Source organism: Pseudomonas sp. XS1P51 (assembly GCF_054897845.1).
In genome coordinates this window covers 2,376,464-2,398,620 of sequence record NZ_CM142707.1, presented here as the reverse complement: position 1 = coordinate 2,398,620, position 22,157 = coordinate 2,376,464, and the positions used below count along the sequence as shown (strand labels likewise).

The following is a 22,157-nucleotide window of genomic DNA, read 5'->3' as shown; positions in this document are numbered from 1 at the left end:
AAGTGAATCAAGCGTGCAGGCGATGAATGGCACAAGTGCGCAAGATTGTTCAAGCCATCGGCGGCGACTGCTGGCACAGTCAGGCGTCTTTCCCGGTTTGTAGAGCGTTATGTCCAATTCATTCATGCCGCGCAGCGCCTTTTTTCGCGGCGCCGCGGCGATCATGCCGTTGTCCCTGGCGACCGCGCCGTGGGGGCTGCTGGCCGGTTCCATGGCGATCGAAGCCAATCTCACGCCCCTGCAAGGCCAGGGCTTGTCGAGCATCGTGTTTGCCGGTGCGGCGCAACTGGTGGCCATCGGCATGCTCAAGGGCGGTGCCGGGATCTTTTCGATTCTGCTGACCACGTTGCTGTTGACCTCCCAGCATTTGCTCTACGGCATGAGCCTGCGTTCGGTGATTTCGCCACTGCCGGGTCGCTGGCGTGTGGGGTTGGGCTTTTTGCTCACCGACGAGCTGTTCGCCCTGACCAGCCAGCATGACAAACAACAGTTCAATCGCTGGTATGCCCTGGGCGTGGGCCTGACGTTTTACATCGCCTGGAACCTCTTCACCCTGGCCGGCATCGTGCTGGGCAGCAGCATTCCGGGCCTGGAACACCTGGGGCTGGACTTCTCCATCGCGGCCACGTTCATCGCCCTGATCACCCCGGTGGTGCGTAACGTGCCAACGGTGGTGTGCGTGGCGGTTTCGCTGTTCTGTTCGGTGCTGTTCAGTTACTGGCAGTGGGGCTCGGCGCTGGTGCTGTCGGGGTTGGCGGGCATGACCGCCGGTTTCATCTGCAACAAATTCTATGGTGGCCGCGCATGATGGTCTGGGCTGTAATTATCGGGATGGGCGTGCTGGTCTTCCTCAACCGCTACGTCTTTCTGGAACCTCGGTTGCCGGTGCGCCTGAGCAGCAATGCGCGGCAATTTCTCGGTTTTGCGGTGCCCGGCATGTTGACCGCAATCTGCGGCCCTATCGTGTTCATGCCGGACAAACAACTGAACCTGCAGTGGGACAACCCGTATCTGATCAGTTCGCTGGTAGCGGTGGGGTTGGTGCTCTACACCCGCAATACCTTGCTCAGCATGCTGTTGAGCATGGGTTTTTTCTTTTTGCTGCGTTGGTGGCTCTGAGCCGGGTGCCCGAATCTGTTCTACGCTTAACGTTGGTGACTGATCCCTTAGGAAGAGAGGTGAGCATGGCAACTGAACAAAAGCGTCCGGACCCGGATGATGAAGACATGGATGAACCGACGGAAGAAGAGCTTGAGCGGCAGAGGCGTTCATCTCAGACCTGGAAACATGACGACAGCAGAGAATTGTCAGATCGTGATGTGGAGATTCCTCTGAAGCCCTGACTGGATATCAAAATCAAAAGATCGCAGCCTCCGGCGGCTCCTACAGAAATCGGTGTAGGAGCTGCCGGAGGCTGCGATCTTTTGATTTGTGTGAGTCAGATCGAAACATTCCAGCGAATCTGCGTAATTCCCAACTGCTGCGCTTCGATGCGGGCGGTTTCGAGGCTGGCATGGGCGGCGATTTGACGGCCACATTTGGGATAAGCATGTGCGGAAGCAGAATGTATGGCCTCGACATCCGAGAAATGCACGGCCAACTTGAAAAAGTGTTGTCGCACACCGTCGAACAAGTAATGCACGGCATAAGGGACGAGTTCGCTCATATATTCCTCCTGAAGCCAGCCAGGGCTTTGGCTCAGTAGTCCAACAGGGAATTCAGAGAGATCTGCGGTGCAAGCGTCGTGCAGAAATGGGAAGGCTGAAAGGAAGAGGCTCAGTGAGCCTCTGCTATTGAGAGTGCATCGATCGGGGGTTCGTTCAGTTCTATTGCCGAATCAATACCCGCGCATCGTTTCAAGCGTCGTCCAGCTGCAATATATCGGGGTAGGAGGCCCTATAACCCAGGGTCTTGTCGATCCAGGCGTTCAGTTCATTGACCATCACCGGAGGTTTGCCCGGATAGTTTTTGAGGGTTGAACGCAGGATGCCATCGATCCCCGGAATTGATCGCAGGTTTCGGGTCGTTATGTATTGCCCGATAAAACTGTCGAGTCGAAAGTGTTCTGTCGTCGAGCGATAAACGCACTCCAGACTCACGACTTGATTAATTGCAATGTCGTCGCGCAATTGAGTTCTCTGCAAAGGCTTGTTGTAGTGGGATTTCCTTGTTTTGCTGACTCTTTGGTCAACTGGGCGGTGCTACGGAAATGCGGCGCGCATGCTATCCGTACTTATTCTAAATGTATGTATGACAAGCAAAGTGTCAGACAAGCGGTTGATGCGTAAAACTTCCTGACATATAGAGTTGTCTCTTGCCTGAAACACTTTCCGTAACGTTTTGTTTATTGGTTCCTATAAACAATTGTTATTTGTGCATGCACCTTTGTCGAATTGATAAGTTCACGCCATCTCTTCAATCAATGTGGCGTCCTGAGTTCTCACATCAGATCACATGCGCCCGCTGCAACTCAGTCAATGACAATGCCTTGAGCTGCGCCAGCAGCGGATCTCGCCGATCACGCGGATGAGCCAGTTGCACCGCGAGTTCCTGACGAATGCTGCTGGGACGATTGTCCATGACCAGTACGCGATCGCTCAGGTACAGCGCTTCGTCCACATCGTGGGTCACCAGCAGCAGGGCGATGGCGTGACGCTCGGCCAGTTGCAGCAACAAATCCTGCAACTTCATCCGGGTGAAGGCGTCCACCGCGCTGAACGGTTCGTCGAGCAACAGCACCTGCGGTCGCGAGTAGAGGCCGCGAGCGATGGCCACTCGCTGCGCCATGCCGCCGGACAGGGCCTTTGGCAGGGCTTGAGCGAAACCGTTCAGGCCTACCTCGTCGATCAGTTGCGCGACCCAGGCTCTGTCGTAATGGCTGTCGGCGCTGAAGCCGATGTTTTGCTCGACCGTCAGCCACGGCATCAGTCGCGGCTCCTGAAACACGAAGGCGACTTCACCGGCGTTGCTGTTCAGTTCACCCTGGAAGTCTTTTTCCAGGCCGGCGACGATCCGCAGCAAGGTACTTTTGCCGCAACCGCTGGGGCCCAGCAGGCTGACAGCTTCCCGTGGCTGCAATTGCAGATGAATGTTCTGCAGCACGGTGGTGGTGGCGAAGGTTTTGCGTTCGACGCGAATGTCCAGCAGGTGTGCGGTCATGGCTCAATCCTCTGCGCTTTGGCCGTTGAAGGTGTCGCGCCAGGCCAGGAAGCGTTTCTCCAGGCTGGCGAGGATGCCGTCGCTGAGTTTGCCCAGCAGCGCCAGCACGATGATTGCCGCGAGCACGATGTCCGGGCGTGAGGTTTCGCGACCGTCACTGAGCAGGTAGCCCAGGCCCTTGGTCGCGGCGATCAGCTCGGCAGCCACCAGAAACATCCAGGACAGGCTCATGCCACTGCGCAGCCCGGTGAACAGGCCGGGCAGGGCGGCGGGCAGCAGAATTCGCCGCACCAGCCGGGTTCGGCTGAAGCCGTACATCTGGCCGACTTCCACCAGTTTGCGATCGATGTCGCGAATCGCCGCGACGCCATTGAGGTACACCGGAAAGAATGCGCCGATGGCGATCAGGACGATTTTCGACGTCTCGTCGATGCCCAGCCACAGCAACAACAGGGGCACCCAGGCCAGGCTCGGAATCGAGCGCAGGCCGGCGAAGGTCGGCTCCAGCCAGGCTTCGGCTTCGCGGCTCAAACCGACCCACGCGGCGAACACCAGGGCCAGGCTGGCGCCGATGGCGAAACCCAGCAATACCCGCAACAGACTGGCGCTGATGTGCTTCCACAGGGCGCCTTCGGCGAGGTCTCTCAAGGTCAGGGCGATTTCGCTGGGGGCGGGCATCTGGTAGGACGGCAGCCAGCCGATGCGTACGACGAATTCCAGCACGAGAAGGATCAGCACCGGCAGGGCCAGGCCCTTGAGGCGCAGGCGCCAGGCGTTGCTGAGGATAGCGGTGGCGCGACCTGGCACCGGCACTGTCAGGCGGGCGGGCAGGTCTTTGCTTTTGCTGGTCATGGGGTTCTCCAGTCACGACGAATCCGCGACGGGCGCGGTTTACAGCGCTGATTTGAAGCAAGATCAAAAGATCGCAGCCTGCGGCAGCTCCTACAGGGAAACGCATATCCCCCATGTAGGAGCTGCCGCAGGCTGCGATCTTTTGCTTTTACTGACGAGCCACGGTTTCCTTGAAACCGGTGTCGATCAGTTGATCGATCACCTGGTCGACATTCACCCCGCGACGTACCAGTTCTTCGGAAACCAGAATCGGCGCGGCAGCTTTGGAGGCGATCACATCCTTGGCGGTCAATTGCGGGCTGCTCAGGTCGGTGCGCGACAATTGCAGTTTGGCCACTTCCAGCGGCAGACCCGATTCGGTGGCAAGCAATTTCGCCAGTTCGTCAGGGTTTTTCACCGCCCACTCGCGGGCTTGTTCGTACGCCTTCAGGACGGTGTCGATGGTTTGCGGGTGTTCTTTCGCGTAGCTGTCGGTGACGCTGACCACGCCATAGCTATTGAAGTGGGTGTTGCGATACAGAAGGCGCGAACCGGCCTGGACCTGGCTGGCGGCCATGTGCGGATCGAGCCCGGCCCAGGCGTCGACGTCACCTTTTTCCAGCGCGGTGCGGCCATCCGGGTGTTGCAGGTGCACCAGTTCCACATCGTCCTTGGTCAGGCCGGCCTGTTGCAGGCTGCGCAGGGTGAACAGGTAGGGGTCGGTGCCTTTGGTGGCGGCGATTTTCTTGCCTTTCAGATCGGCCACGGTCTTGTAGGGCGAATCCTTGCGTACCACCAACGCAGTCCATTCGGCGCGGCTGTAGACGTAAACCGATTTGATCGGGCTGCCATTGGCGCGGCTGAGTACCGCAGCCAGGCTGGCGGAGGAGGCGAAGTCGACGCCGCCACTGTTGAGGTATTCCAGCGAGCGGTTGCTGCCCTGGCTCAGCACCCAGCTGACCTTGGTCTGCGGCAGGGCTTTTTCCAGAAAGCCGAAGTGCTTGAGCACCAGGCTGACCGGTGAGTAATAGGCGTAATCCAGATGCACTTCGGCGGGCGGCGTTTCAGCAGCCTGCGCTACGGGTTGCAGGCTCAAGGCCAGGGCGCAGGCGCTGAGCAGATACCTGACTTTGGGAAAACGGAAGGTGGATTTCATGGGATCAGCTCCGGGCAAGGCGTCGAGGTTCTTATTTCTAAAAAATCATTTTTTATAAATGCTTCCTGCATAAACGGAATATTGCAGGCTCTGTGCCATGTCGTGGAGATCAAGCGTTTTCCGGGCTTTGGGGTACGCAATGGAGCGCAGGAGTGTTCGCGGGAAAACAGTCTGTTGGGTCGCTGTTGCCAGGCAGACAGTGTTGGCAGGCGGTCATTAGCTTATGCATAAATAGAATTTAAAAAGCATGCTGTAAGAGCGTTATGGTCTATCGCACTCACCCTCAAGGAGCCCCCCGATGAACCTGTCCCGATTCGTGCGCAGTCTGTTGACCAGCGCGCTGTTTGCCGCGCCACTCGCTTACGCTGCCGACCCCGTCGTCCTGCACGTCGGCGATCAGAATTACTACAACGTTCGCGCCTCGGTGGAGGCTTCGGGTGTACTCAAAGACGCGCCGTATACGGTCGACTGGAAGCACTTCCAGGCTGCCGCGCCGCTGGCTGAAGCGCTGAACACCGGCGCGCTGGACTTGGGCTTTCTCGGTGATTCTGGCTTCCTGTTCCTCGCCGCCAAACAGGCGCCGGTGAAACTGATCGGTGTGTCGCGGCAGAACCCGGACACCATCGCCTTGCTGGTGCCCAAGGATTCGCCGGTCAAAACCATCGCCGATCTCAAGGGCAAGAAAGTCGCTTACTGGCCCGGCGCCTGGAGCCAGCAACTGACCCTGCGCGCCCTGGAAAAAGCCGATCTGCCGGAAGACTACGTCGACTTTATCAAGCTGATGCCGATTGATGCCGCCGCCGCTTTGCCTCAGGGCAGCATTGACGCGTTTCCGGTCTGGGAACCCTACATTTCCCAGCAGATTCTGTTCTCTGGCGCCCGGCCGATTCTCACCGCCAAAAACCTGATGCCCGGCCTGAGCGCCATCGCCGCGTCGACCCCTTCGATCGACAGCAAGCGCGAAGCCATCGCCGACTTTCTGGTGCGCCTGAAGAAGGCCCGGGCGTGGGTCGACAACAACACCGACGAATACGCCGATCTCTGGGCGAAGAAAGCCAACCTCGACCAGAACGTTTCGCGCCACTGGTTGCGCCAGGCCCACATGACCGTCGGCCCGGTCGATGCGCAGGCCGCCAAGGACCTGCAGAGCACCGCGGACTTCCTGTTCAAGGTCAAGGCGCTGCCGGCCGCGCTGGCAACGGCGCCGATTATCGACAACTCGTTCCAGCAGTCCTTCAGCCAGTAACCGACGACGCCGGGCAGCGCCGGAACCAAACACTGTGTACCCTGATCCAACCCGCGCCCGCACAGATGTGCGGGCGTAACGGTCTGGCTCAAGGCAAAAGATGAAACAGTTGGTCAAGGTTCTATCGGCGTTCGCCATGGCAGTCAGCCTGCTGGGTTGCATCGCTTCTCCCATCGAAATGACGCCGCAGACCGAACAACGTCTGCACGCGCAACCACCGATCCGTTTTCTGCTGACGTTCGACGACGGTCCCAGTGCTTCGAGCTTCTGGAATCCGACCGTGACCGTGCTTGAAAGCCTTGCGCGCAATCCGTTGCAACCGGACATCAAAGCCGTGTTCTTCGTGCAGACCCGTGCCTCGCGGGCCGGCGGCAGTGAGTTGGGGCAGCAGATCATGCGCCGCGAACACGCCGAAGGTCACATCCTGGGCTTCCACACCGCCACGCCCGGTCACAGCAATCATCGATTGCTGGATGCGCCAGAACTGGAGGCGTCGCTCAGCAACGGCAGCGCTGACATCGCCGCGATCACCGGCGCGTCTGCGACCCTGGTGCGTCCACCATTCTGGAGCTACGACAAACGCACCTTCGCCGCCTATCAGCAGCACGGAATGCATGTGCTACTGACCGACCTCAGTGCCAATGACGGCAAGATCTGGGGCTTTAACGCCAGCCCTCGGCGACGGGCTCACCTGTTACGCACCATGTCCGAAGTGCGCGAACGCATCGCGCAGGGAGAGCTGCCGGTGGTGGATGGGGTCATTCCGGTGGTGGTGACCTTCCACGACCTCAATCGCTACACCGCCCGGCATGCCCGCGAGTACCTGCAAATCCTCCTCGACAGCGCCCGCGCCACGGGGGTGAAGCTGGCCGATAAGCCGTTTTACGGCGATACGGCCGCCCTGCAAAAGGCGGCCATGGCGCGCACCGTCACCGACAGTTCACAGCCCGTGAAGCTTCCGGGGATCTGGAACTGGCTGTGGAACGGGGATTCTCGCTGAGAGGTCGCCAAAGTGAGACGCCGCTAACATTTATTGCGGGGATTGGCTGGCGCAGGATGGGAGAAGTGCATCTATCCTGAACAGGTTGAATTTGATCAACCGCCATGGAGGCGCCAGTCATGGTTTCAATTCCAGAGCTTTGCCGCATCGTGGAGTCCGGTTTTCAACCGCTTTCCTGTGCCTGCACGGTGAATCCCGATGGGTCGTTACGGATCAAAATCTTTGACCGCTCCACCGGGCGAATTGATCTGTTGATCACCGGCGTATCGCCCGCGCAACTGACCACCGTTCGCGCCATCTCCAACCTGATTGGCGAGCTTCGCACCGAAATCCGCGCCGGGCGCCGGGCGTTTGCCGGGTGATGGGTTGTAAGCCGAACACTTAACATGTGGCGAGGGAGCTTCTGTGGCGAGGGGGCAAGCCCCCTCGCCACAGGTGCTCATTGTCCGCGCGGCAGTAGTTTATCAATCATTTGCAAACAATGATTCAACCCCGGCGAAACGTCGCCCACCCGCCGGCTGAGAATGATCGGCGAGGTGGCGTTGTCTTCCAGCAGCGGCGTGAAGCCAATGTCGTCACGATGCAGCAACTGCACCGAGGCCGGCACCAGCGTGACCCCGATACCTGCTCCCACCAGACCGATGGCGGTTTGCAGCTCGTTGGTCCATTGCGCCACATGGATGCTCACGCCATAGGATTCGAACAGCGCGATCACATGATCGGCGTAGCTGGGGCGCGGGTTGCCGGGGTACAGCACGAAGGGTTCCTTCGCCAGTTCGCGAAGGCTGATCGGCCCGGCCAGCAGCGGGTGACCGGCGGGCAGTGCGGCGACCAGCCGGTCTTCAGTCAAGACCGTCTGGATGATGGCGGGGTCGTCGATGCGGATTCGGCCGAAGCCGATATCGATACGCCCGGCCTTGAGCGCCTGTACCTGTTGCAGCGTGGTCATTTCCGAGAGCCCCAACTCAAGCTCCAGGGGCTCGCCGCTGCGCAAGCGGCGAATCAGTTCCGGCAGCACGCCGTAGAGCGTTGACGGCGCAAAGCCGATCCCTAGCCAAGTCTTTTCGCCCAGACCGATCCGTCGCGTGTTGTCGCAGACCTTGCCCAGTTGTTCGAGCAGGGCGCTGGAGTGCTCATGAAAAAACCGTCCGGCGTCGGTCAGCTTCAGCGGCCGGCCGCGTTCCAGCAACAACACCCCGAGTTCGTCTTCCAGTTGCTGGATCTGCCGGCTCAATGGTGGCTGGGCAATGTGCAGCAGTTCGGCGGCGCGGGTGAAATTGAGGTTTTGAGCCAACACCTGAAAGTAACGCAGGTGACGCAGTTCCATGGGGCCTCCGGATGTCGAGTGGTTGAATACCTTTAAGGTATCAAGCCAGACCAATTCTATATTGGCCGCCTGGAAAAAGCCGTACGAGAATCGATTCCAGAACTCCAAGAACCTGACGGGTATCGACATGCTTGCAACAGCCATTGAATCGATCGAGACGATCATCGTCGATCTGCCGACCATCCGTCCGCACAAGCTGGCGATGCACACCATGCAGAACCAGACCCTGGTGATCATTCGTGTGCGCTGCGCCAACGGCATCGAAGGCATTGGCGAATCCACCACCATCGGTGGCCTGGCGTACGGCAACGAAAGCCCGGAAAGCATCAAAACCAACATCGACAGACACTTCGCGCCGCTGTTGCTGGGGCAGGACGCCACCAATGTGAACGCGGCGATGTTGCGCCTGGAGCGCAGCATCCGTGGCAACACCTTCGCTAAATCAGGTATCGAAACCGCTTTGCTCGACGCCCAGGGCAAGCGCCTTGGCCTGCCGGTCAGCGAACTGCTGGGCGGTCGGGTTCGCGATGCGCTGCCAGTGGCGTGGACCCTGGCCAGCGGCGACACCGACAAGGACATCGCCGAAGCGGAGAAAATGCTCGACCTGCGCCGTCACCGGATCTTCAAACTGAAAATCGGTGCCGGCGAAGTCAACCGCGACCTGGCCCACGTCATCGCGATCAAGAAAGCCCTGGGCGACCGCGCCAGTGTGCGGGTCGATGTCAATCAGGCCTGGGACGAAGCGGTTGCGCTGCGCGCCTGCCGGATTTTGGGCACCAACGGTATCGACCTGATTGAACAGCCGATCTCGCGCAACAACCGAGCCGGCATGGCGCGCCTGAACGCCATGAGCCCGGCACCGATCATGGCCGATGAATCCATCGAGTGCGTGGAAGATGCGTTCAATCTGGCGCGGGAAGGCGCGGCCTCGGTGTTCGCCCTGAAGATCGCCAAAAACGGTGGCCCACGCGCCGTGCTGCGAACCGCCGCCATTGCCGAAGCGGCCGGTATCGGCCTGTATGGCGGCACCATGCTTGAAGGCGGGGTCGGCACGCTGGCGTCGGCCCATGCCTTTGTCACCCTGAATAAACTGGCGTGGGACACCGAGCTGTTCGGTCCATTGCTGCTGACTGAAGACATCCTCGCCGCGCCGCTGGTCTATCGCGATTTCGAGCTGCACGTTCCGAAAACACCGGGCCTGGGCCTGAGCCTGGATGAAGAGCGCCTGGCGTTTTTCCGTCGCGATAAAACTTCCACCGTCCTTCATCAAGTCTGAGGAGTGCATCATGCTATTCCACGTAAAAATGACCGTGAATTTGCCGATCGACATGAATCCCGAAACAGCCGCCAAGCTGAAAGCCGACGAGAAAGCCTTGGCCCAACGCCTGCAAGAGCAGGGCAAATGGCGTCACCTGTGGCGCATCGCCGGGCTCTATGCCAACTACAGCGTGTTCGATGTCGACAGTAATCAGGAACTGCACGACCTGCTGATGCAATTGCCGCTGTACCCGTACATGGCGATCGAAGTCACCGCGATGTGCCGGCATCCTTCTTCGATTCGCGAGGATGACCGCTGAACCCAGCCTGTTCAGTTCGCTACGCTAATAATTACAAGATGAGGAACCACCATGAACGTCAAGATTTCCCACACTGCCGCCGCCCAGAAGTTTCTTGAAGACGCCAGCGGTCTGCTCAACGACGCCGGTAATCCGCGAGTCAAGGCGCTGGTTTATCGCATCCTGCGTGATTCGGTGAACATCATCGAAGACCTGGCGGTGACGCCGGAAGAATTCTGGAAAGCGGTCAACTACCTCAACGTGCTGGGTGCGCGCCAGGAGGCAGGGCTCGTCGTGGCCGGGCTCGGTCTGGAGCATTACCTGGACCTGCTGATGGACGCCGAAGACGAGCAGGCCGGCAAGGCCGGCGGCACACCGCGGACCATCGAAGGGCCGCTGTACGTGGCGGGTGCGCCGCTGTCGGAAGGCGAAGCGCGACTGGATGATGGCCTCGATCCAGGTGTGGTGCTGTTCATGCAGGGCCAGGTCAAGAACACCGCCGGCGAACCGTTGGCCGGTGCCGTGGTGGATGTCTGGCACGCCAATACGGGCGGCACGTATTCCTACTTCGATACCACGCAATCGGAATTCAACCTGCGTCGCCGTATCGTCACCGATGCCGACGGCCGTTACCGTTTTCGCAGCATCGTGCCGTCGGGCTATGGCTGCCCGCCGGACGGTCCGACCCAGCAACTGCTTGATCAATTGGGCCGTCATGGGCAACGTCCGGCGCACATTCACTTCTTCATCTCCGCGCCGGATCATCGTCACCTGACCACCCAGATCAACCTCGACGGTGATCAATACCTGCACGACGATTTCGCCTATGCCACCCGTGACGAACTGATCGCGAAAATCACCTTCAGTGACGATCAGGCGCGTGCGGCGGCCCATGGCGTGAGCGGTCGTTTTGCCGAAATCGAATTCGATTTCACCTTGCAGACCTCGGCGCAACCCGATGAACAGCAGCGCCACGAGCGGGTCCGCGCGCTCGAGGACTGACAGGCGCGACAGTGTGGGAGCGAGCCTGCTCGCGAAGGGGGAGTCAGCTTCAACATCAAGGTTGACTGACAGTCCGCTTTCGCGAGCAGGCTCGCTCCCACATTCAACCGCGTTCGCCCTGAAGGAATCCGGTCAAATGTGGGAGCGGCGGTGCGACGATCGACTTGCTCGCGAAGGGGCCAGAACATTCCACAGGTCAGTCAACTGACACATCGATGCGAGCACTGCCCTAGAATGGCCCGACAACATCTATAACAACAATGAGAGTGACCCGATGATGCAAGCGCAACTGTTGAGTCAGCGCAGCACCGTATTCGACCACGCCGACCCTTACGCGGTGTCGGGCTACGTCAATCAGCATGTCGGTAACCATTGCATCCTGATGCCCCGGGCCGGGCAGCCGCTGGCCAGTCTCAATCACCGCAAGTTTGCCAGCCTCGACCTGTGCCGCATCAGTTATGGCGGCAGCGTGCGGGTCACCTCCGGCGCGCTGGAAAGCATCTATCACTTGCAAGTGTTGCTGCGCGGCAACTGCCTGTGGCGTGGCCACGGTCAGGAACACTACTTCGCCCCGGGCGAGTTGCTGTTGATCAATCCCGACGATCCGGTGGACCTGACCTATTCGGACGATTGCGAAAAATTCATCCTGAAAATCCCCACGTCGTTGCTGACCTCCGTGTGCGACGAGCGGCGCTGGCGGTATCCGGGGCAGGGCGTGCGGTTTCTGGAAAACCGTTATCAGCTCAATGAGCTGGAAGGTTTTGTCGGTCTGCTGGCGATGATTTGCCAGGAGGCCGAGGCCACCGAGCAGATCCCCAAGGTGCAGGAGCACTACGCACAGATCATCGTCAGCAAGATGCTCAGCCTGATGAAGACCAATGTCAGTCGCATCAGCCTCGGCTCGCAGACGGCCACGTTCGAAGTGATTGCCGACTACATCGCTAACCACCTCAAGCAAGACATCGACAGTGAAGAACTGGCGCGCCAGGCGCGGATGAGCCTGCGTTCGCTGTACGGATTGTTCGAGCGCAACGCCGGCACCACGCCGAAAAACTACATCCGGCAAAAACGCCTGGAGCGCATCAACGCCTGCCTGAGCGACCCGACCTGCAACGTGCGCAACGTCACGGAAGTGGCGATGGATTACGGCTTCCTGCATTTGGGACGGTTCTCCGACAACTACCGCAAGCAGTTCGGCGAGTTGCCCTCCGATACCCTCAAGCGCCGTCACTGAAGCTCACCGGGTGTACCCGATCCCTACAGGGGGTTTGTGGGTTTTGCACAAAACGGATACAGGTCTGCACCCATCGGATAGTCCGCCCCATCCCCCCGTCCTAGCATGGCCCTGCCTGAACAATAACAATGGAGGCGGCGGCCATGACCCTGCGACCCGAATACCTTCACTCCCTGCTTGAAGAAGATCCAGAGCAGGGCATCTATCGCTGCAAACGCGAGATGTTCACCGACCCGCGGCTGTTCGATCTCGAGATGCAGCACATCTTTGAAGGCAACTGGCTGTACCTCGCCCACGAAAGCCAGATCCCCAACAAAAACGATTTCTACACCACCACCATGGGGCGCCAGTCGATCTTCATCGCGCGCAACAAGGACGGTGAGCTCAACGCATTCCTCAACGCTTGCAGCCATCGCGGTGCGACGCTGTGCCGGCACAAGTCCGGCAACAAAAGCTCGTACACCTGCCCATTCCACGGCTGGACCTTCAACAACTCCGGCAAGCTGCTCAAGGTCAAGGACCCGGCCGAAGCCGGCTACCCGGCGAGCTTCAACTGTGAAGGCTCCCACGACCTGACCAAAGTCGCGCGTTTCGAGTCCTATCGCGGCTTCCTGTTCGGCAGCCTGAAGGCCGACGTGGTGCCGCTGGTCGAGCACTTGGGCGAGTCGGCGAAGATCATCGACATGATCGTCGACCAGTCCGCCGATGGCCTGGAAGTGCTGCGCGGTTCCTCCAGCTACATTTACGAAGGCAACTGGAAACTCACCGCCGAGAACGGTGCCGACGGCTATCACGTCAGTTCGGTGCACTGGAACTACGCCGCCACCCAGAACCAGCGCAAGCAACGCGAGGCCGGCGATTGCAATCCGACCATGAGCGCCGGTAGCTGGGCCAAGCAGGGCGGAGGTTTTTATTCCTTCGACAAGGGCCACATGTTGCTCTGGACCCGTTGGGCCAACCCCGAAGACCGTCCGCTGTACGAGCGTCGCGATGAGCTGGCCGAGGACTTCGGCAAGGCTCGCGCCGACTGGATGATCGAGAATTCGCGCAACCTGTGCCTGTACCCGAACGTGTACCTGATGGACCAGTTCAGCTCGCAGATCCGTATCGCCCGGCCGATCTCGGTCGACCGCACGGAAATCACCATTTACTGCATCGCCCCCAAAGGTGAAAGCGACCACGCGCGTTCGAGCCGGATTCGTCAGTACGAGGATTTCTTCAACGTCAGCGGCATGGCCACCCCGGACGATCTGGAAGAGTTTCGCTCCTGCCAGACCAGCTATCAGGGCAGCGTGACCGCCTGGAACGACATGTCCCGTGGCGCCGAGCACTGGATCGAAGGCGCCGATGACGCGGCCAAGGAAATCGACCTGCATCCGCTGCTCAGCGGGGTGCGCACTGAAGACGAAGGCCTGTTCGTGCTGCAACACAAGTACTGGCAGCAAACCATGCTCAAGGCATTAGCGGCCGAACAGTCCGGACTGATTGCAGTGGAGGCCGTGCAATGACCATCACCTATGAAGCCGTGCGCGACTTTCTCTACCGCGAAGCCCGTTACCTCGATGACCGGCAGTGGGACGAGTGGCTGGAGTTGTACGCCCCGGATGCAACGTTCTGGATGCCGTCCTGGGATGACAATGACGAGTTGACCGAAGACCCGCAGCGGGAAATCTCGCTGATCTGGTACGGCAACCGCACCGGCCTGGAAGACCGCGTCTTCCGCATCAAGACCGAGCGTTCCAGCGCCACCATGCCGGACACCCGCACCTCCCACAACATCAACAACATCGAGCTGCTTGAACAGGCCGACGGCCTGTGCAAGGTGCGCTTCAATTGGCACACCCTGAGCTTTCGCTACAAGACCGTCGACAGCTATTTTGGCAGCAGTTTCTACACCCTCGATGTGCGCGGTGAAAACCCGCTGATCAAGGCCAAGAAAGTGATCCTGAAGAACGACTACGTTCGCCAGGTCATCGATGTTTACCACCTGTGAGGCAGCCGTCATGACTCATTCCATCGCGTTCAATTTTGAAGACGGCGTCACCCGTTTCATCGACGCCAACGCTGGCGAAACCGTGGCCGACGCCGCGTATCGCCAGGGCATCAATATTCCGCTGGACTGCCGCGACGGCGCCTGCGGCACCTGCAAGTGTTTCGCCGAGGCCGGTCGCTACGACCTGGGCGAGGAATACATCGAAGACGCCCTCAGCAGTGATGAAGCCGAGCAAGGTTTCGTCCTGACCTGCCAGATGCGCGCCCTGAGCGATTGCGTGGTCCGGGTGCCGACCTCCTCGGACGTTTGCCGCACCCGCCAGGCCAGCTACGACGCGACCATCAGCGCCGTGCGCCAGTTGTCCGACAGCACCATCGCGCTGTCGATCAAGGGCGAAGCCTTGAGCAAACTGGCGTTTTTGCCGGGGCAGTATGTGAACCTCGGGATTCCCGGCAGCGAACAGACTCGCGCCTATTCGTTCAGCTCGTTGCAGCGTGACGGCGAAGTCAGTTTCCTGATTCGCAACGTGCCCGGTGGCTTGATGAGCAGTTTCCTCACCAGCATGGCCAAGGCTGGCGACAGCATGAGCCTGGCCGGGCCGCTGGGCAGTTTCTATCTGCGCGATATTCGCCGTCCGTTGTTGCTGCTGGCCGGTGGTACCGGTCTGGCGCCATTCACCGCGATGCTGGAAAAAATCGCCGAGCAGGGCAGTGAGCATCCGCTGCATTTGATCTACGGCGTGACCAACGATTTCGACCTGGTGGAAATGGATCGACTGGAAGCCTTCGCCGCGCGAATTCCGAATTTCAGCTTCAGTGCTTGTGTCGCCAGCCCTGACAGTCAACACCCGCTCAAGGGGTACGTGACCCAGCATATCGAGCCCAAGCATTTGAACGATGGCAACGTCGATGTCTACCTGTGCGGCCCGCCGCCGATGGTCGAAGCGGTCAGTCAGTTCATTCGCGAGCAAGGCATCGCGCCGGCGAATTTCTACTACGAGAAGTTTGCCGCCAGCGCGGCATAACCTTTTTTACGATGAGCCCTGTAGGAGCTGCCGCAGGCTGCGATCTTTTGATCTTGATTTTGAAAAACAAAAGCAAAAGATCGCAGCCTGCGGCAGCTCCTACAGGGGCGTGAACACGAGGCAGGTATGAACAGATTTCACGAAAAAGTCGCACTGATCACCGGTGCTGCCCAAGGCATCGGTCGGCGGGTGGCCGAGCGCATGGCGGCCCAAGGGGCGCGGTTGATTCTGGTTGATCGCTCCGAGCTGGTGTTCGAGGTACAGAAGGAATTGGGGGCGGTGAGCCAGGTGCTTGCCCTGACCGCCGATCTTGAGCAGTACGGCGAATGCAGCCGGGTGATGCAGACCGCTGTCGAGCGTTTCGGTCGTCTGGACATACTCATCAATAATGTCGGCGGGACGATCTGGGCCAAGCCTTTCGAACACTACGAAGCCGCGCAGATCGAGGCCGAAGTGCGCCGCTCGCTGTTCCCGACGCTGTGGTGCTGCCATGCCGCGCTGCCGATCATGCTTGAGCAGGGCAGTGGTGCCATCGTCAATGTTTCGTCCATTGCCACTCGCAGCATCAATCGCGTGCCGTACGGGGCGGCGAAGGGCGGGGTCAATGCGCTGACGGCTTGCCTGGCATTTGAAACCGCCGGTCGCGGCGTGCGGGTCAACGCCACCGCGCCCGGCGGCACCGAGGCGCCACCGCGGATGATTCCGCGCAACAGCGCCGAACAGAGTGCTCAAGAGAAGGTGTGGTATCAGCAAATCGTCGACCAGACGCTCGACAGCAGTTTGATGAAGCGCTACGGCACGCTGGATGAGCAGGCGGGCGCTATTCTGTTTCTGGCCAGCGACGAAGCGTCCTATATCACCGGCATGATCATGCCGGTGGGCGGCGGCGACCAGGGCTGAACAGCCTACAGGCGACGCTGAAACGCTCTGACAATCCTGAGCGTCGCGTCGCTGGTGTTCAGGTTGTGTACCGCGTCCAGCGGGTACCAGATGCAGTCGAAGATTTCGTTTTGCGGACGGGCCTCATCCAGGTTCAGCACCGAGGCTTCGTAAACGTGATGTCGGGTGCTGCCGGTTTCCAGTTCCATCAGGTACAGCAGACCATCGACCCCCAGGCCGGTTTCTTCCTGAAGCTCGCGCGTGGCAGCTGCCGCGATGGTTTCACCGCGCTCGACCTTTCCGCCGGGCAACGTCCAGCGACACCTTGGCTTGCGCACCAGAAGAATATGTCGGTCGTGCTCACAAATGACGGTTGCGCGTACTTTCATGTGTTACCTAACTGCCGCTTGTCATAAAACAGTCATAAAACTGCAATATTCAGGCCGGGAGTGATTTATGCGTCTATCTGGCTGGCTGGTTGGAGGGGAGAAGGGGGCTGGAAGTGCAATCGAATGCCGGAATCCTGTCGCGACGTCTGGTCGGCACCTGGGCAAGGGGTGGGTGTAAGGTAGGTAAGTCAATCCTGGATATCACTGCCGAAATGGAGGTGACTATGAGCGTTCCGATGCTGAACAAAATGCACATGAACGGCTATGACGTACTCAGCGTAAACAACGGACCCTGGCGGGTGTGCACCAAAGGTGACCGCCTTGGATCGTTTGGCAGCAGAGAAGAAGCACTGGCCTATGCGGCGTCGCTTCCTGGCTACAGGGCCACTTCGAGTCGGCCTGCACGCAACCCGAAGGCGGATCGATAGTGCGCCTCAAGCCCCGGCCAGCCGGGGCTTTTTATTACGCCGGGGGTGATGATCAGTAACCGCCGCCTCCACCCATACCGCCGCTGGTGTGGGACGGTTCCCGGGCTTTTTGTTGTATGTGGCTCCATTCCGCGCAGGTCATGAAGCTTGTGTGATCGACCTTGCCCCGGCCGTCGAAGCTGACGTTGTACGGCTTCTGATGACCATCCTGCGTCAGCTTGTAGTCAAAGCATGTGCCGGGCACAACCGTGCGCTGCGTTATCGATAAGGGCTGGCCGCCGATCTGCTGGACTTGCTCCTTGCTCATGCCGGTGTCGACTTTGGCGACCAGCGGCTGGTCGCGATAGACGTGTGAGTCAGTGCTGCAGCCACCCGACGCTGCCAGCATGATGACCAGCGCGTATAGAGGCTTGTTCATGACCGCGCTCCTGCTAGTGAGGTTTTGTTCGAGTGATGTGCTTGGCTTTCACTTCCTCGGCATAACCCTTCAGTCGTTCTTCATTTCCCTGAAACAACTCGCACAGCTTCAGGGTTGCTTGCGCATCCACATCATTGCCGGCCTGGCGTAGTTGCTCTGCGATGCGCAAAAGCTCTACCGCTGACCATCTCAAGTCCGACGCAAGGCCTTGCAGGTCGCGTCGAAGTTCGTTTTCAGATTCGTTGAGCCACATGATGACCTCCTGACAATCTCCGCTACAAAATTTTAGTCCCATTTCCCGGGACAGGACGTTTTGTTCGTCTGAACCGTGGGTACAGCCTTTTGTCGGGAAGATGCACGCGAATGCGCAGATCTGGTGTCGTACTCAAGTAGCGAATTGTCGCTAGGGCGAGGCCACTTCAAATGACGACGACCGATGACTTTAGGTTTCATGCTCATGAGCTGATCGTTGACCTGGACGCGGCGACGACGGAAATGATGACGCTGATTTCTGCTCATCAGCTGAGCGGCCCGGAATGGGAGCGGGTCACTCAATGGCAGCATGAAGCGTATGAAAGATGGATGACCTATCTGAACGAGCGGTCATACCCGGACCCCGGCGATCCTGACGCCCCGCGCTAAGGGCTGTTAAGCGGTGGTGTCCGGGCAGCGACAGGCTACATTTCTGTTTTCAGGATAAGGAAGCGTCATGCGGATGTTGATGGGGGGCGTGGTGGTGGCGCTGCTGGCGGGGTGTTCGTTGCCCGCGTCTCTGGTGCCGGGTGAGCCGAATGTCAGCAAGTACAGTGAGAAGGCGCCGAAGGACTATGCCGCGTGCGTGCTGCCCGCGTGGCAGCGGGAAATTCCCAATACGACTCAATCCGCGATTGCCAATGGCTACAGGATCAACGCCCCGAGCATTATCACGGCCGACGAGATCGTGGACATTGTGAAATCCAGGGATGGCAGCCGGGTATCGCTTTATCAGGGCCCGCCCTGGGCCAAGTCCGAGGCGCTGCGCAAGGCCGTGCGAGACTGCTTGTAAGCGTCAGTCGGTGATGTCGGTCACCTGGATGATCTGCTCGTCGTTCGCCTGGGGGCTTGCACCGCCTTTCTTTTCTCGACGGTCGTTCAGCCAGTTGTCCACCTGAGCATTGAATGGCTCTGGCGCTTTTCGTCCCACCTTTCTGGCCAGATCTAGAATGGTCTGCTGGGCGAGGGCGTCTTCCATGCGTTTCTGCGCGGTCATCATGACGGCATGGACCGAGCAGGGACCTGCCACCGCCCAGGCCGGGGCGGAACCTTCAAACAAGGCGCAACGACCGCGAATCTCGCGGCAATCGAAGATGAGCTTCTGGCCATCGATGGCGTTGACGATATCAAGCACGCTGATTTCGTCGGAGGGCCGGGCCAGTTTGAATCCGCCACGCACGCCTTCAGTGGCCACCACCAGTTTTGCCTTGGCCAGTTTGGTGAAGATTTTTGCCAGATAGTCCAGAGGTACGCCTTGCAGCTCAGCCAGGTCGCGCACGCTCGCCTCACGGGTGTCGCCGCAATGACCCACCAGAAAAATCAGGCAATGAATGCCGTACTCAACGCCCGCGCTGTAAAGAGACATATCGATCTCCGACTAATGTTGTCGTAAATATTAACAGCTGAGCGTTAGCCGGGCAACGAACCTCATCCCGTGAAGCCTCTTTAGTGAACGCAGCGCTGTGCTGCTGTGGTGCTCGCGATGGAGAGTCAAATTTTTCGATAGTTGCCATCGATAAAAACCGATTGCGTGGTTTAACTAGGATCAATACAGTCGTAGTTGTTCGATCGGCGTCGGCAAGCGCATGACCTCTGACAAATTCACTGATCGGTCTTCCCCCGGAGTAGAAAATGAAACAACACATCCTGGTAATCGGCGCAGGTTTCGGTGGCATGTGGACGGCTCTGAGCGCCACGCGCCTGTTCGACATTCATGGTCATGACGACTTTGAAGTGACCGTCCTGGCCCCGCAGGCCGAGCTTCGCGTGCGTCCACGCTTCTACGAACCGAATGCACACCAACTGGCCGCGCCGATCGGCGAACTGTTCGATGCGGTCGGCGTCAAGTTCATCCAGGGCGCTGCAGAGACCATCGACGTGCAGCAAAAGCAGGTGGGTTACGTCGATGCCTCGGGTGTCAAACACGTGTGCAGCTACGACAAACTCGTTCTGGCCACCGGTAGCCGTCTCGCCAACCCTGCCACCCCGGGCGTGGTCGAACATGCGTTCGATGTCGACCAGATCGAACAGGCCGTTCGCCTGGAAAACCACCTCAAGTCCCTGGCCAGCCTGCCGCAAAGCAAAGCCCGCAACACCGTGGTGGTAGCCGGTGGCGGCTTCACCGGGATTGAAACGGCGACTGAAATGCCGGCGCGTCTGCGGGCCATCGTGGGTGATCGCGCAGACATCGAGGTGATCATCGTTGATCGCGGCGACAAAATTGGCGGGTCCATGGGCGCTGAAATCGCCAAGTCGATTGAGGAAGCCAGTATTGAGACGGGTGTGACATGGCGCTTGAAGGCGTCGGTGGTTTCCGTCGATGAAAGCGGTGTCACCCTGACCGACGGCCAGCGTATCGAGGCCAAGACCGTGATCTGGACCACCGGTGTGCGCGCCAGCTCGCTGACCGAACAGATCCCGGCGGAACGCGATCACCTTGGCCGTCTGCACGTGGACAGCCAACTGAAAGTAATCGGCCAGGACGATATCTTCGCTACCGGCGACGTCGCTTACGCCGCCACCGATGACATCGGCAACTACGCGCTGATGACCTGCCAGCACGCCATTGTTCTGGGCCGTCATGCCGGCAATAACGTCGCTGCGCAGATTCTGGGTGTGGATCCGACGCCGTACCGCCAGCCCAAATACGTGACCTGCCTGGACCTTGGCGCCTGGGGTGCCGTTTACACTGAGGGTTGGGATCGCCAGGTCAAACTGACCAGACAGGAAGGCAAGAACCTGAAGACGCAGATCAACACCGTGTGGATCTACCCACCGGCGGCTAACCGCGAAGCCGCCTGGGCAGCAGCGGATCCGCTGATCCCGATTGCCTGATTTCGGCAACGCTGTGTGAAAAAGTCCCGCCCAAATCATCTTGGGCGGGATTTTTTTTGCGGTTCGAACAGTTGCCGTTGTGAAATTTAGCGTGTAGTTTTTCATGAAAATAAAAGTATAAAATTTCATGAGGCCCGCATGTTCCAGCAATCAACCCGCCACGTTGCCAGTTATTACGCCCATTCCTGCGCGGATCGCCTGGTGGATCGTGCTGCGTTGGAAGGCGAGCAGAGCACCGAGGTGTTGATTATCGGAGCCGGCTTCAGTGGCTTGCATACGGCATTGCGCCTGGCCCTGGCCGGCAAGCGCGTGACGCTGCTGGAAGCCAGTCGGGTGGCCTGGGCGGCGTCGGGGCGCAATGGCGGTCAGGCCATTCTCGGTTGGTCGTGTGATATGCCGCCGTTGGAGGCTGCGCTCGGTTACGAGCGCGCGCGGCGGTTGTGGGACGGCATGCGCTGGGCAGCACAGGAATTACGCGCATTACCCGCACGGCATGATTTCGATTGCGACTATCGGGCCGGTCACCTCTGGACGTCGGTGATGCCGCGACGGGTGAATCTGCTGACAGAGTGGCAACACGAGGCCAGCCACAAGTGGGGCCACGATGGTTTGCAATTCATTGCGCGTGAACAGTTACCGCAATGGGTCGCCAGTGAACGTTACCAGGCGGGTCTGTTTGATCCCGAAGGCGGGCATCTGAACCCTCTGAAACTGGCACTCGGCCTGGCCGCCGCGATAGAGCGCGCCGGTGGACGCATTCATGAACAAAGCAAGGCGCTGAGCTATCGCGAAGAGGGCGGTCAGTACGTGGTTACCACTGAGCGTGGTCGCATTCGGGCAGACGTGCTGGTGCTGGCGTGCAACGCTTACCTTGATCGGCTTGATCCGAAACTATCGAGTTGTGTGTTGCCGGTCGGCACCTATCAGGTGGCCACCGCGCCGCTTTCGCCAGCGCAGGCGACCGCGCTGCTGCCGAGCAATGTATGCGTCACCGACAATCAGTTTGTCCTCGATTATTTCCGTCGCACCCCGGATAACCGCCTGCTGTTCGGCGGTGGCTGCACATACCTTGGGGGCATGCCGAAGGACATTGCCGCCGCGACGCGGCCGTTTTTGGAGCGTGTGTTTCCCCAACTCAAGGGCGTCGAACTGGAGTTTGCCTGGGGCGGCCACATCGACCTCACCCTCAAGCGCACACCTGATATCGGTCGACGGGGCGACCTCTACTGGATGCAGGGTTACTCCGGGCACGGCGTGCTGCCGACCTTGGCCGGGGCTCGCGCCGTGTCTGACGCGATACTCGGTCGGCCGGATGAACTGGCCTTGTACCAGGGGTTGATCAACGGCAGTTTTCCCGGTGGAAAATACATGGCAGCGCCGCTGGAAGCCATCGGCAAGGCCTGGTATCGGCTGCGCGATAGCCTCTGA

The 22,157-nt window shown here is 59.5% G+C and carries 29 protein-coding genes; 19 read left to right on the top strand and 10 right to left on the bottom strand.

The window, feature by feature from the left end; genetic code table 11:
* The first annotated feature begins 109 nt into the window (after positions 1-109).
* The 3 genes from ACYZUD_RS11020 (at position 110) to ACYZUD_RS11010 (ending at position 1,343) form a co-directional block, all read left to right on the top strand.
* Complete coding sequence (locus tag ACYZUD_RS11020; protein ID WP_462024023.1) at positions 110-808, top strand: AzlC family ABC transporter permease; 699 nt, start codon at positions 110-112, stop codon at positions 806-808.
* Positions 808-1,119, top strand: a complete 312-nt coding sequence (locus ACYZUD_RS11015; protein WP_162830874.1) for an AzlD domain-containing protein — start codon at positions 808-810, stop codon at positions 1,117-1,119. Before ACYZUD_RS11020 ends, ACYZUD_RS11015 begins: the two co-directional genes overlap by 1 nt.
* Before the next feature lie 65 nt (positions 1,120-1,184).
* Positions 1,185-1,343 (top strand): hypothetical protein, encoded by a 159-nt coding sequence (locus ACYZUD_RS11010; protein WP_462024022.1) that lies wholly within the window; start codon positions 1,185-1,187, stop codon positions 1,341-1,343.
* Between the two features lie 95 nt (positions 1,344-1,438).
* Here the strand turns inward: ACYZUD_RS11010 and ACYZUD_RS11005 are convergent, their stop codons facing one another.
* From ACYZUD_RS11005 to ACYZUD_RS10985, 5 genes are all read right to left on the bottom strand, one after another.
* A complete protein-coding gene (locus ACYZUD_RS11005; RefSeq protein ID WP_462024021.1) occupies positions 1,439-1,666 on the bottom strand; it encodes a DUF6555 family protein in 228 nt (75 codons plus the stop codon).
* Between the two features lie 190 nt (positions 1,667-1,856).
* Positions 1,857-2,129 carry a hypothetical protein gene (locus tag ACYZUD_RS11000; RefSeq protein WP_462024020.1) on the bottom strand — a complete coding sequence of 91 codons (273 nt, stop codon included), beginning with the start codon at positions 2,127-2,129 and terminating at the stop codon, positions 1,857-1,859.
* A 316-nt stretch (positions 2,130-2,445) separates the two neighbouring features.
* Positions 2,446-3,159, bottom strand: a complete 714-nt coding sequence (locus ACYZUD_RS10995) for an ABC transporter ATP-binding protein (protein ID WP_462024019.1) — start codon at positions 3,157-3,159, stop codon at positions 2,446-2,448.
* 3 nt (positions 3,160-3,162) lie between these two features.
* Positions 3,163-4,011 carry an ABC transporter permease gene (locus ACYZUD_RS10990; RefSeq protein ID WP_462024018.1) on the bottom strand — a complete coding sequence of 283 codons (849 nt, stop codon included), beginning with the start codon at positions 4,009-4,011 and terminating at the stop codon, positions 3,163-3,165.
* Between the two features lie 148 nt (positions 4,012-4,159).
* On the bottom strand, positions 4,160-5,146 hold the full coding sequence (locus tag ACYZUD_RS10985) for an aliphatic sulfonate ABC transporter substrate-binding protein (protein WP_462024017.1): 987 nt from the start codon (positions 5,144-5,146) through the stop codon (positions 4,160-4,162).
* Between the two features lie 298 nt (positions 5,147-5,444).
* On the opposite strand from ACYZUD_RS10985, the gene ACYZUD_RS10980 reads away from it, so the two are divergent.
* The 3 genes from ACYZUD_RS10980 to ACYZUD_RS10970 all read left to right on the top strand — a co-directional run bounded on the left by ACYZUD_RS10980 (position 5,445) and on the right by ACYZUD_RS10970 (position 7,754).
* The gene (locus ACYZUD_RS10980; protein WP_462024016.1) at positions 5,445-6,392 is read left to right on the top strand and encodes an ABC transporter substrate-binding protein; all 948 of its coding nucleotides are present in this window, start codon (positions 5,445-5,447) and stop codon (positions 6,390-6,392) included.
* Between the two features lie 100 nt (positions 6,393-6,492).
* Positions 6,493-7,392, top strand: coding sequence for a polysaccharide deacetylase family protein (locus ACYZUD_RS10975; protein WP_462024015.1), 900 nt, complete (start codon positions 6,493-6,495; stop codon positions 7,390-7,392).
* Between the two features lie 119 nt (positions 7,393-7,511).
* On the top strand, positions 7,512-7,754 hold the full coding sequence (locus ACYZUD_RS10970) for a DUF1652 domain-containing protein (protein ID WP_462024014.1): 243 nt from the start codon (positions 7,512-7,514) through the stop codon (positions 7,752-7,754).
* A 77-nt stretch (positions 7,755-7,831) separates the two neighbouring features.
* Here the strand turns inward: ACYZUD_RS10970 and ACYZUD_RS10965 are convergent, their stop codons facing one another.
* Positions 7,832-8,719, bottom strand: coding sequence for a LysR family transcriptional regulator (locus ACYZUD_RS10965; protein ID WP_462024013.1), 888 nt, complete (start codon positions 8,717-8,719; stop codon positions 7,832-7,834).
* A gap of 127 nt (positions 8,720-8,846) precedes the next feature.
* Between ACYZUD_RS10965 and ACYZUD_RS10960 the strand changes: the two genes are divergently transcribed.
* The 8 genes from ACYZUD_RS10960 (at position 8,847) to ACYZUD_RS10925 (ending at position 16,428) form a co-directional block, all read left to right on the top strand.
* The gene (locus tag ACYZUD_RS10960; protein WP_462025024.1) at positions 8,847-9,995 is read left to right on the top strand and encodes a muconate cycloisomerase family protein; all 1,149 of its coding nucleotides are present in this window, start codon (positions 8,847-8,849) and stop codon (positions 9,993-9,995) included.
* A 10-nt stretch (positions 9,996-10,005) separates the two neighbouring features.
* Positions 10,006-10,296, top strand: a complete 291-nt coding sequence (gene catC, locus ACYZUD_RS10955; protein WP_462024012.1) for a muconolactone Delta-isomerase — start codon at positions 10,006-10,008, stop codon at positions 10,294-10,296.
* A gap of 51 nt (positions 10,297-10,347) precedes the next feature.
* On the top strand, positions 10,348-11,277 hold the full coding sequence (gene catA / locus ACYZUD_RS10950; RefSeq protein ID WP_462024011.1) for a catechol 1,2-dioxygenase: 930 nt from the start codon (positions 10,348-10,350) through the stop codon (positions 11,275-11,277).
* Between the two features lie 274 nt (positions 11,278-11,551).
* A complete protein-coding gene (locus ACYZUD_RS10945; protein ID WP_462024010.1) occupies positions 11,552-12,511 on the top strand; it encodes an AraC family transcriptional regulator in 960 nt (319 codons plus the stop codon).
* Positions 12,512-12,654: 143 nt separating this feature from the next.
* On the top strand, positions 12,655-14,019 hold the full coding sequence (gene benA / locus ACYZUD_RS10940) for a benzoate 1,2-dioxygenase large subunit (RefSeq protein ID WP_462024009.1): 1,365 nt from the start codon (positions 12,655-12,657) through the stop codon (positions 14,017-14,019).
* Positions 14,016-14,504: a benzoate 1,2-dioxygenase small subunit gene (gene benB, locus ACYZUD_RS10935; RefSeq protein ID WP_462024008.1), complete on the top strand. Its 489-nt coding sequence runs from the start codon at positions 14,016-14,018 to the stop codon at positions 14,502-14,504. The genes benA and benB overlap by 4 nt, the downstream gene beginning before the upstream one ends.
* A 10-nt stretch (positions 14,505-14,514) precedes the next feature.
* Entirely contained in the window at positions 14,515-15,528 is a 1,014-nt protein-coding gene (benC, locus tag ACYZUD_RS10930) for a benzoate 1,2-dioxygenase electron transfer component BenC (protein WP_462024007.1), read from the top strand.
* Between the two features lie 126 nt (positions 15,529-15,654).
* Positions 15,655-16,428 carry a 1,6-dihydroxycyclohexa-2,4-diene-1-carboxylate dehydrogenase gene (locus ACYZUD_RS10925; RefSeq protein ID WP_462024006.1) on the top strand — a complete coding sequence of 258 codons (774 nt, stop codon included), beginning with the start codon at positions 15,655-15,657 and terminating at the stop codon, positions 16,426-16,428.
* Between the two features lie 5 nt (positions 16,429-16,433).
* Here ACYZUD_RS10925 and ACYZUD_RS10920 read toward each other — a convergent pair whose 3' ends face one another.
* Positions 16,434-16,796, bottom strand: coding sequence for an NUDIX hydrolase (locus ACYZUD_RS10920; protein ID WP_462024005.1), 363 nt, complete (start codon positions 16,794-16,796; stop codon positions 16,434-16,436).
* 224 nt (positions 16,797-17,020) lie between these two features.
* Here ACYZUD_RS10920 and ACYZUD_RS10915 point away from each other — a divergent pair, with 224 nt between their 5' ends.
* Positions 17,021-17,224 carry a DUF2188 domain-containing protein gene (locus ACYZUD_RS10915; RefSeq protein ID WP_462024004.1) on the top strand — a complete coding sequence of 68 codons (204 nt, stop codon included), beginning with the start codon at positions 17,021-17,023 and terminating at the stop codon, positions 17,222-17,224.
* A 52-nt stretch (positions 17,225-17,276) separates the two neighbouring features.
* Here ACYZUD_RS10915 and osmE read toward each other — a convergent pair whose 3' ends face one another.
* Both osmE and ACYZUD_RS10905 read right to left on the bottom strand, forming a co-directional pair.
* Positions 17,277-17,642 carry an osmotically-inducible lipoprotein OsmE gene (gene osmE / locus ACYZUD_RS10910; RefSeq protein WP_462024003.1) on the bottom strand — a complete coding sequence of 122 codons (366 nt, stop codon included), beginning with the start codon at positions 17,640-17,642 and terminating at the stop codon, positions 17,277-17,279.
* A gap of 13 nt (positions 17,643-17,655) precedes the next feature.
* Positions 17,656-17,895, bottom strand: coding sequence for a hypothetical protein (locus ACYZUD_RS10905; protein WP_462024002.1), 240 nt, complete (start codon positions 17,893-17,895; stop codon positions 17,656-17,658).
* 170 nt (positions 17,896-18,065) lie between these two features.
* Between ACYZUD_RS10905 and ACYZUD_RS10900 the strand changes: the two genes are divergently transcribed.
* Positions 18,066-18,284: a hypothetical protein gene (locus tag ACYZUD_RS10900; RefSeq protein ID WP_462024001.1), complete on the top strand. Its 219-nt coding sequence runs from the start codon at positions 18,066-18,068 to the stop codon at positions 18,282-18,284.
* 67 nt (positions 18,285-18,351) lie between these two features.
* Positions 18,352-18,687: a hypothetical protein gene (locus ACYZUD_RS10895; protein ID WP_462024000.1), complete on the top strand. Its 336-nt coding sequence runs from the start codon at positions 18,352-18,354 to the stop codon at positions 18,685-18,687.
* Between the two features lie 3 nt (positions 18,688-18,690).
* Here the strand turns inward: ACYZUD_RS10895 and ACYZUD_RS10890 are convergent, their stop codons facing one another.
* Positions 18,691-19,260, bottom strand: a complete 570-nt coding sequence (locus ACYZUD_RS10890; RefSeq protein ID WP_462023999.1) for an RrF2 family transcriptional regulator — start codon at positions 19,258-19,260, stop codon at positions 18,691-18,693.
* A gap of 266 nt (positions 19,261-19,526) precedes the next feature.
* On the opposite strand from ACYZUD_RS10890, the gene ACYZUD_RS10885 reads away from it, so the two are divergent.
* Both ACYZUD_RS10885 and ACYZUD_RS10880 read left to right on the top strand, forming a co-directional pair.
* Complete coding sequence (locus ACYZUD_RS10885; protein ID WP_462023998.1) at positions 19,527-20,729, top strand: NAD(P)/FAD-dependent oxidoreductase; 1,203 nt, start codon at positions 19,527-19,529, stop codon at positions 20,727-20,729.
* A gap of 138 nt (positions 20,730-20,867) precedes the next feature.
* Positions 20,868-22,157 (top strand): NAD(P)/FAD-dependent oxidoreductase, encoded by a 1,290-nt coding sequence (locus ACYZUD_RS10880; protein WP_462023997.1) that lies wholly within the window; start codon positions 20,868-20,870, stop codon positions 22,155-22,157.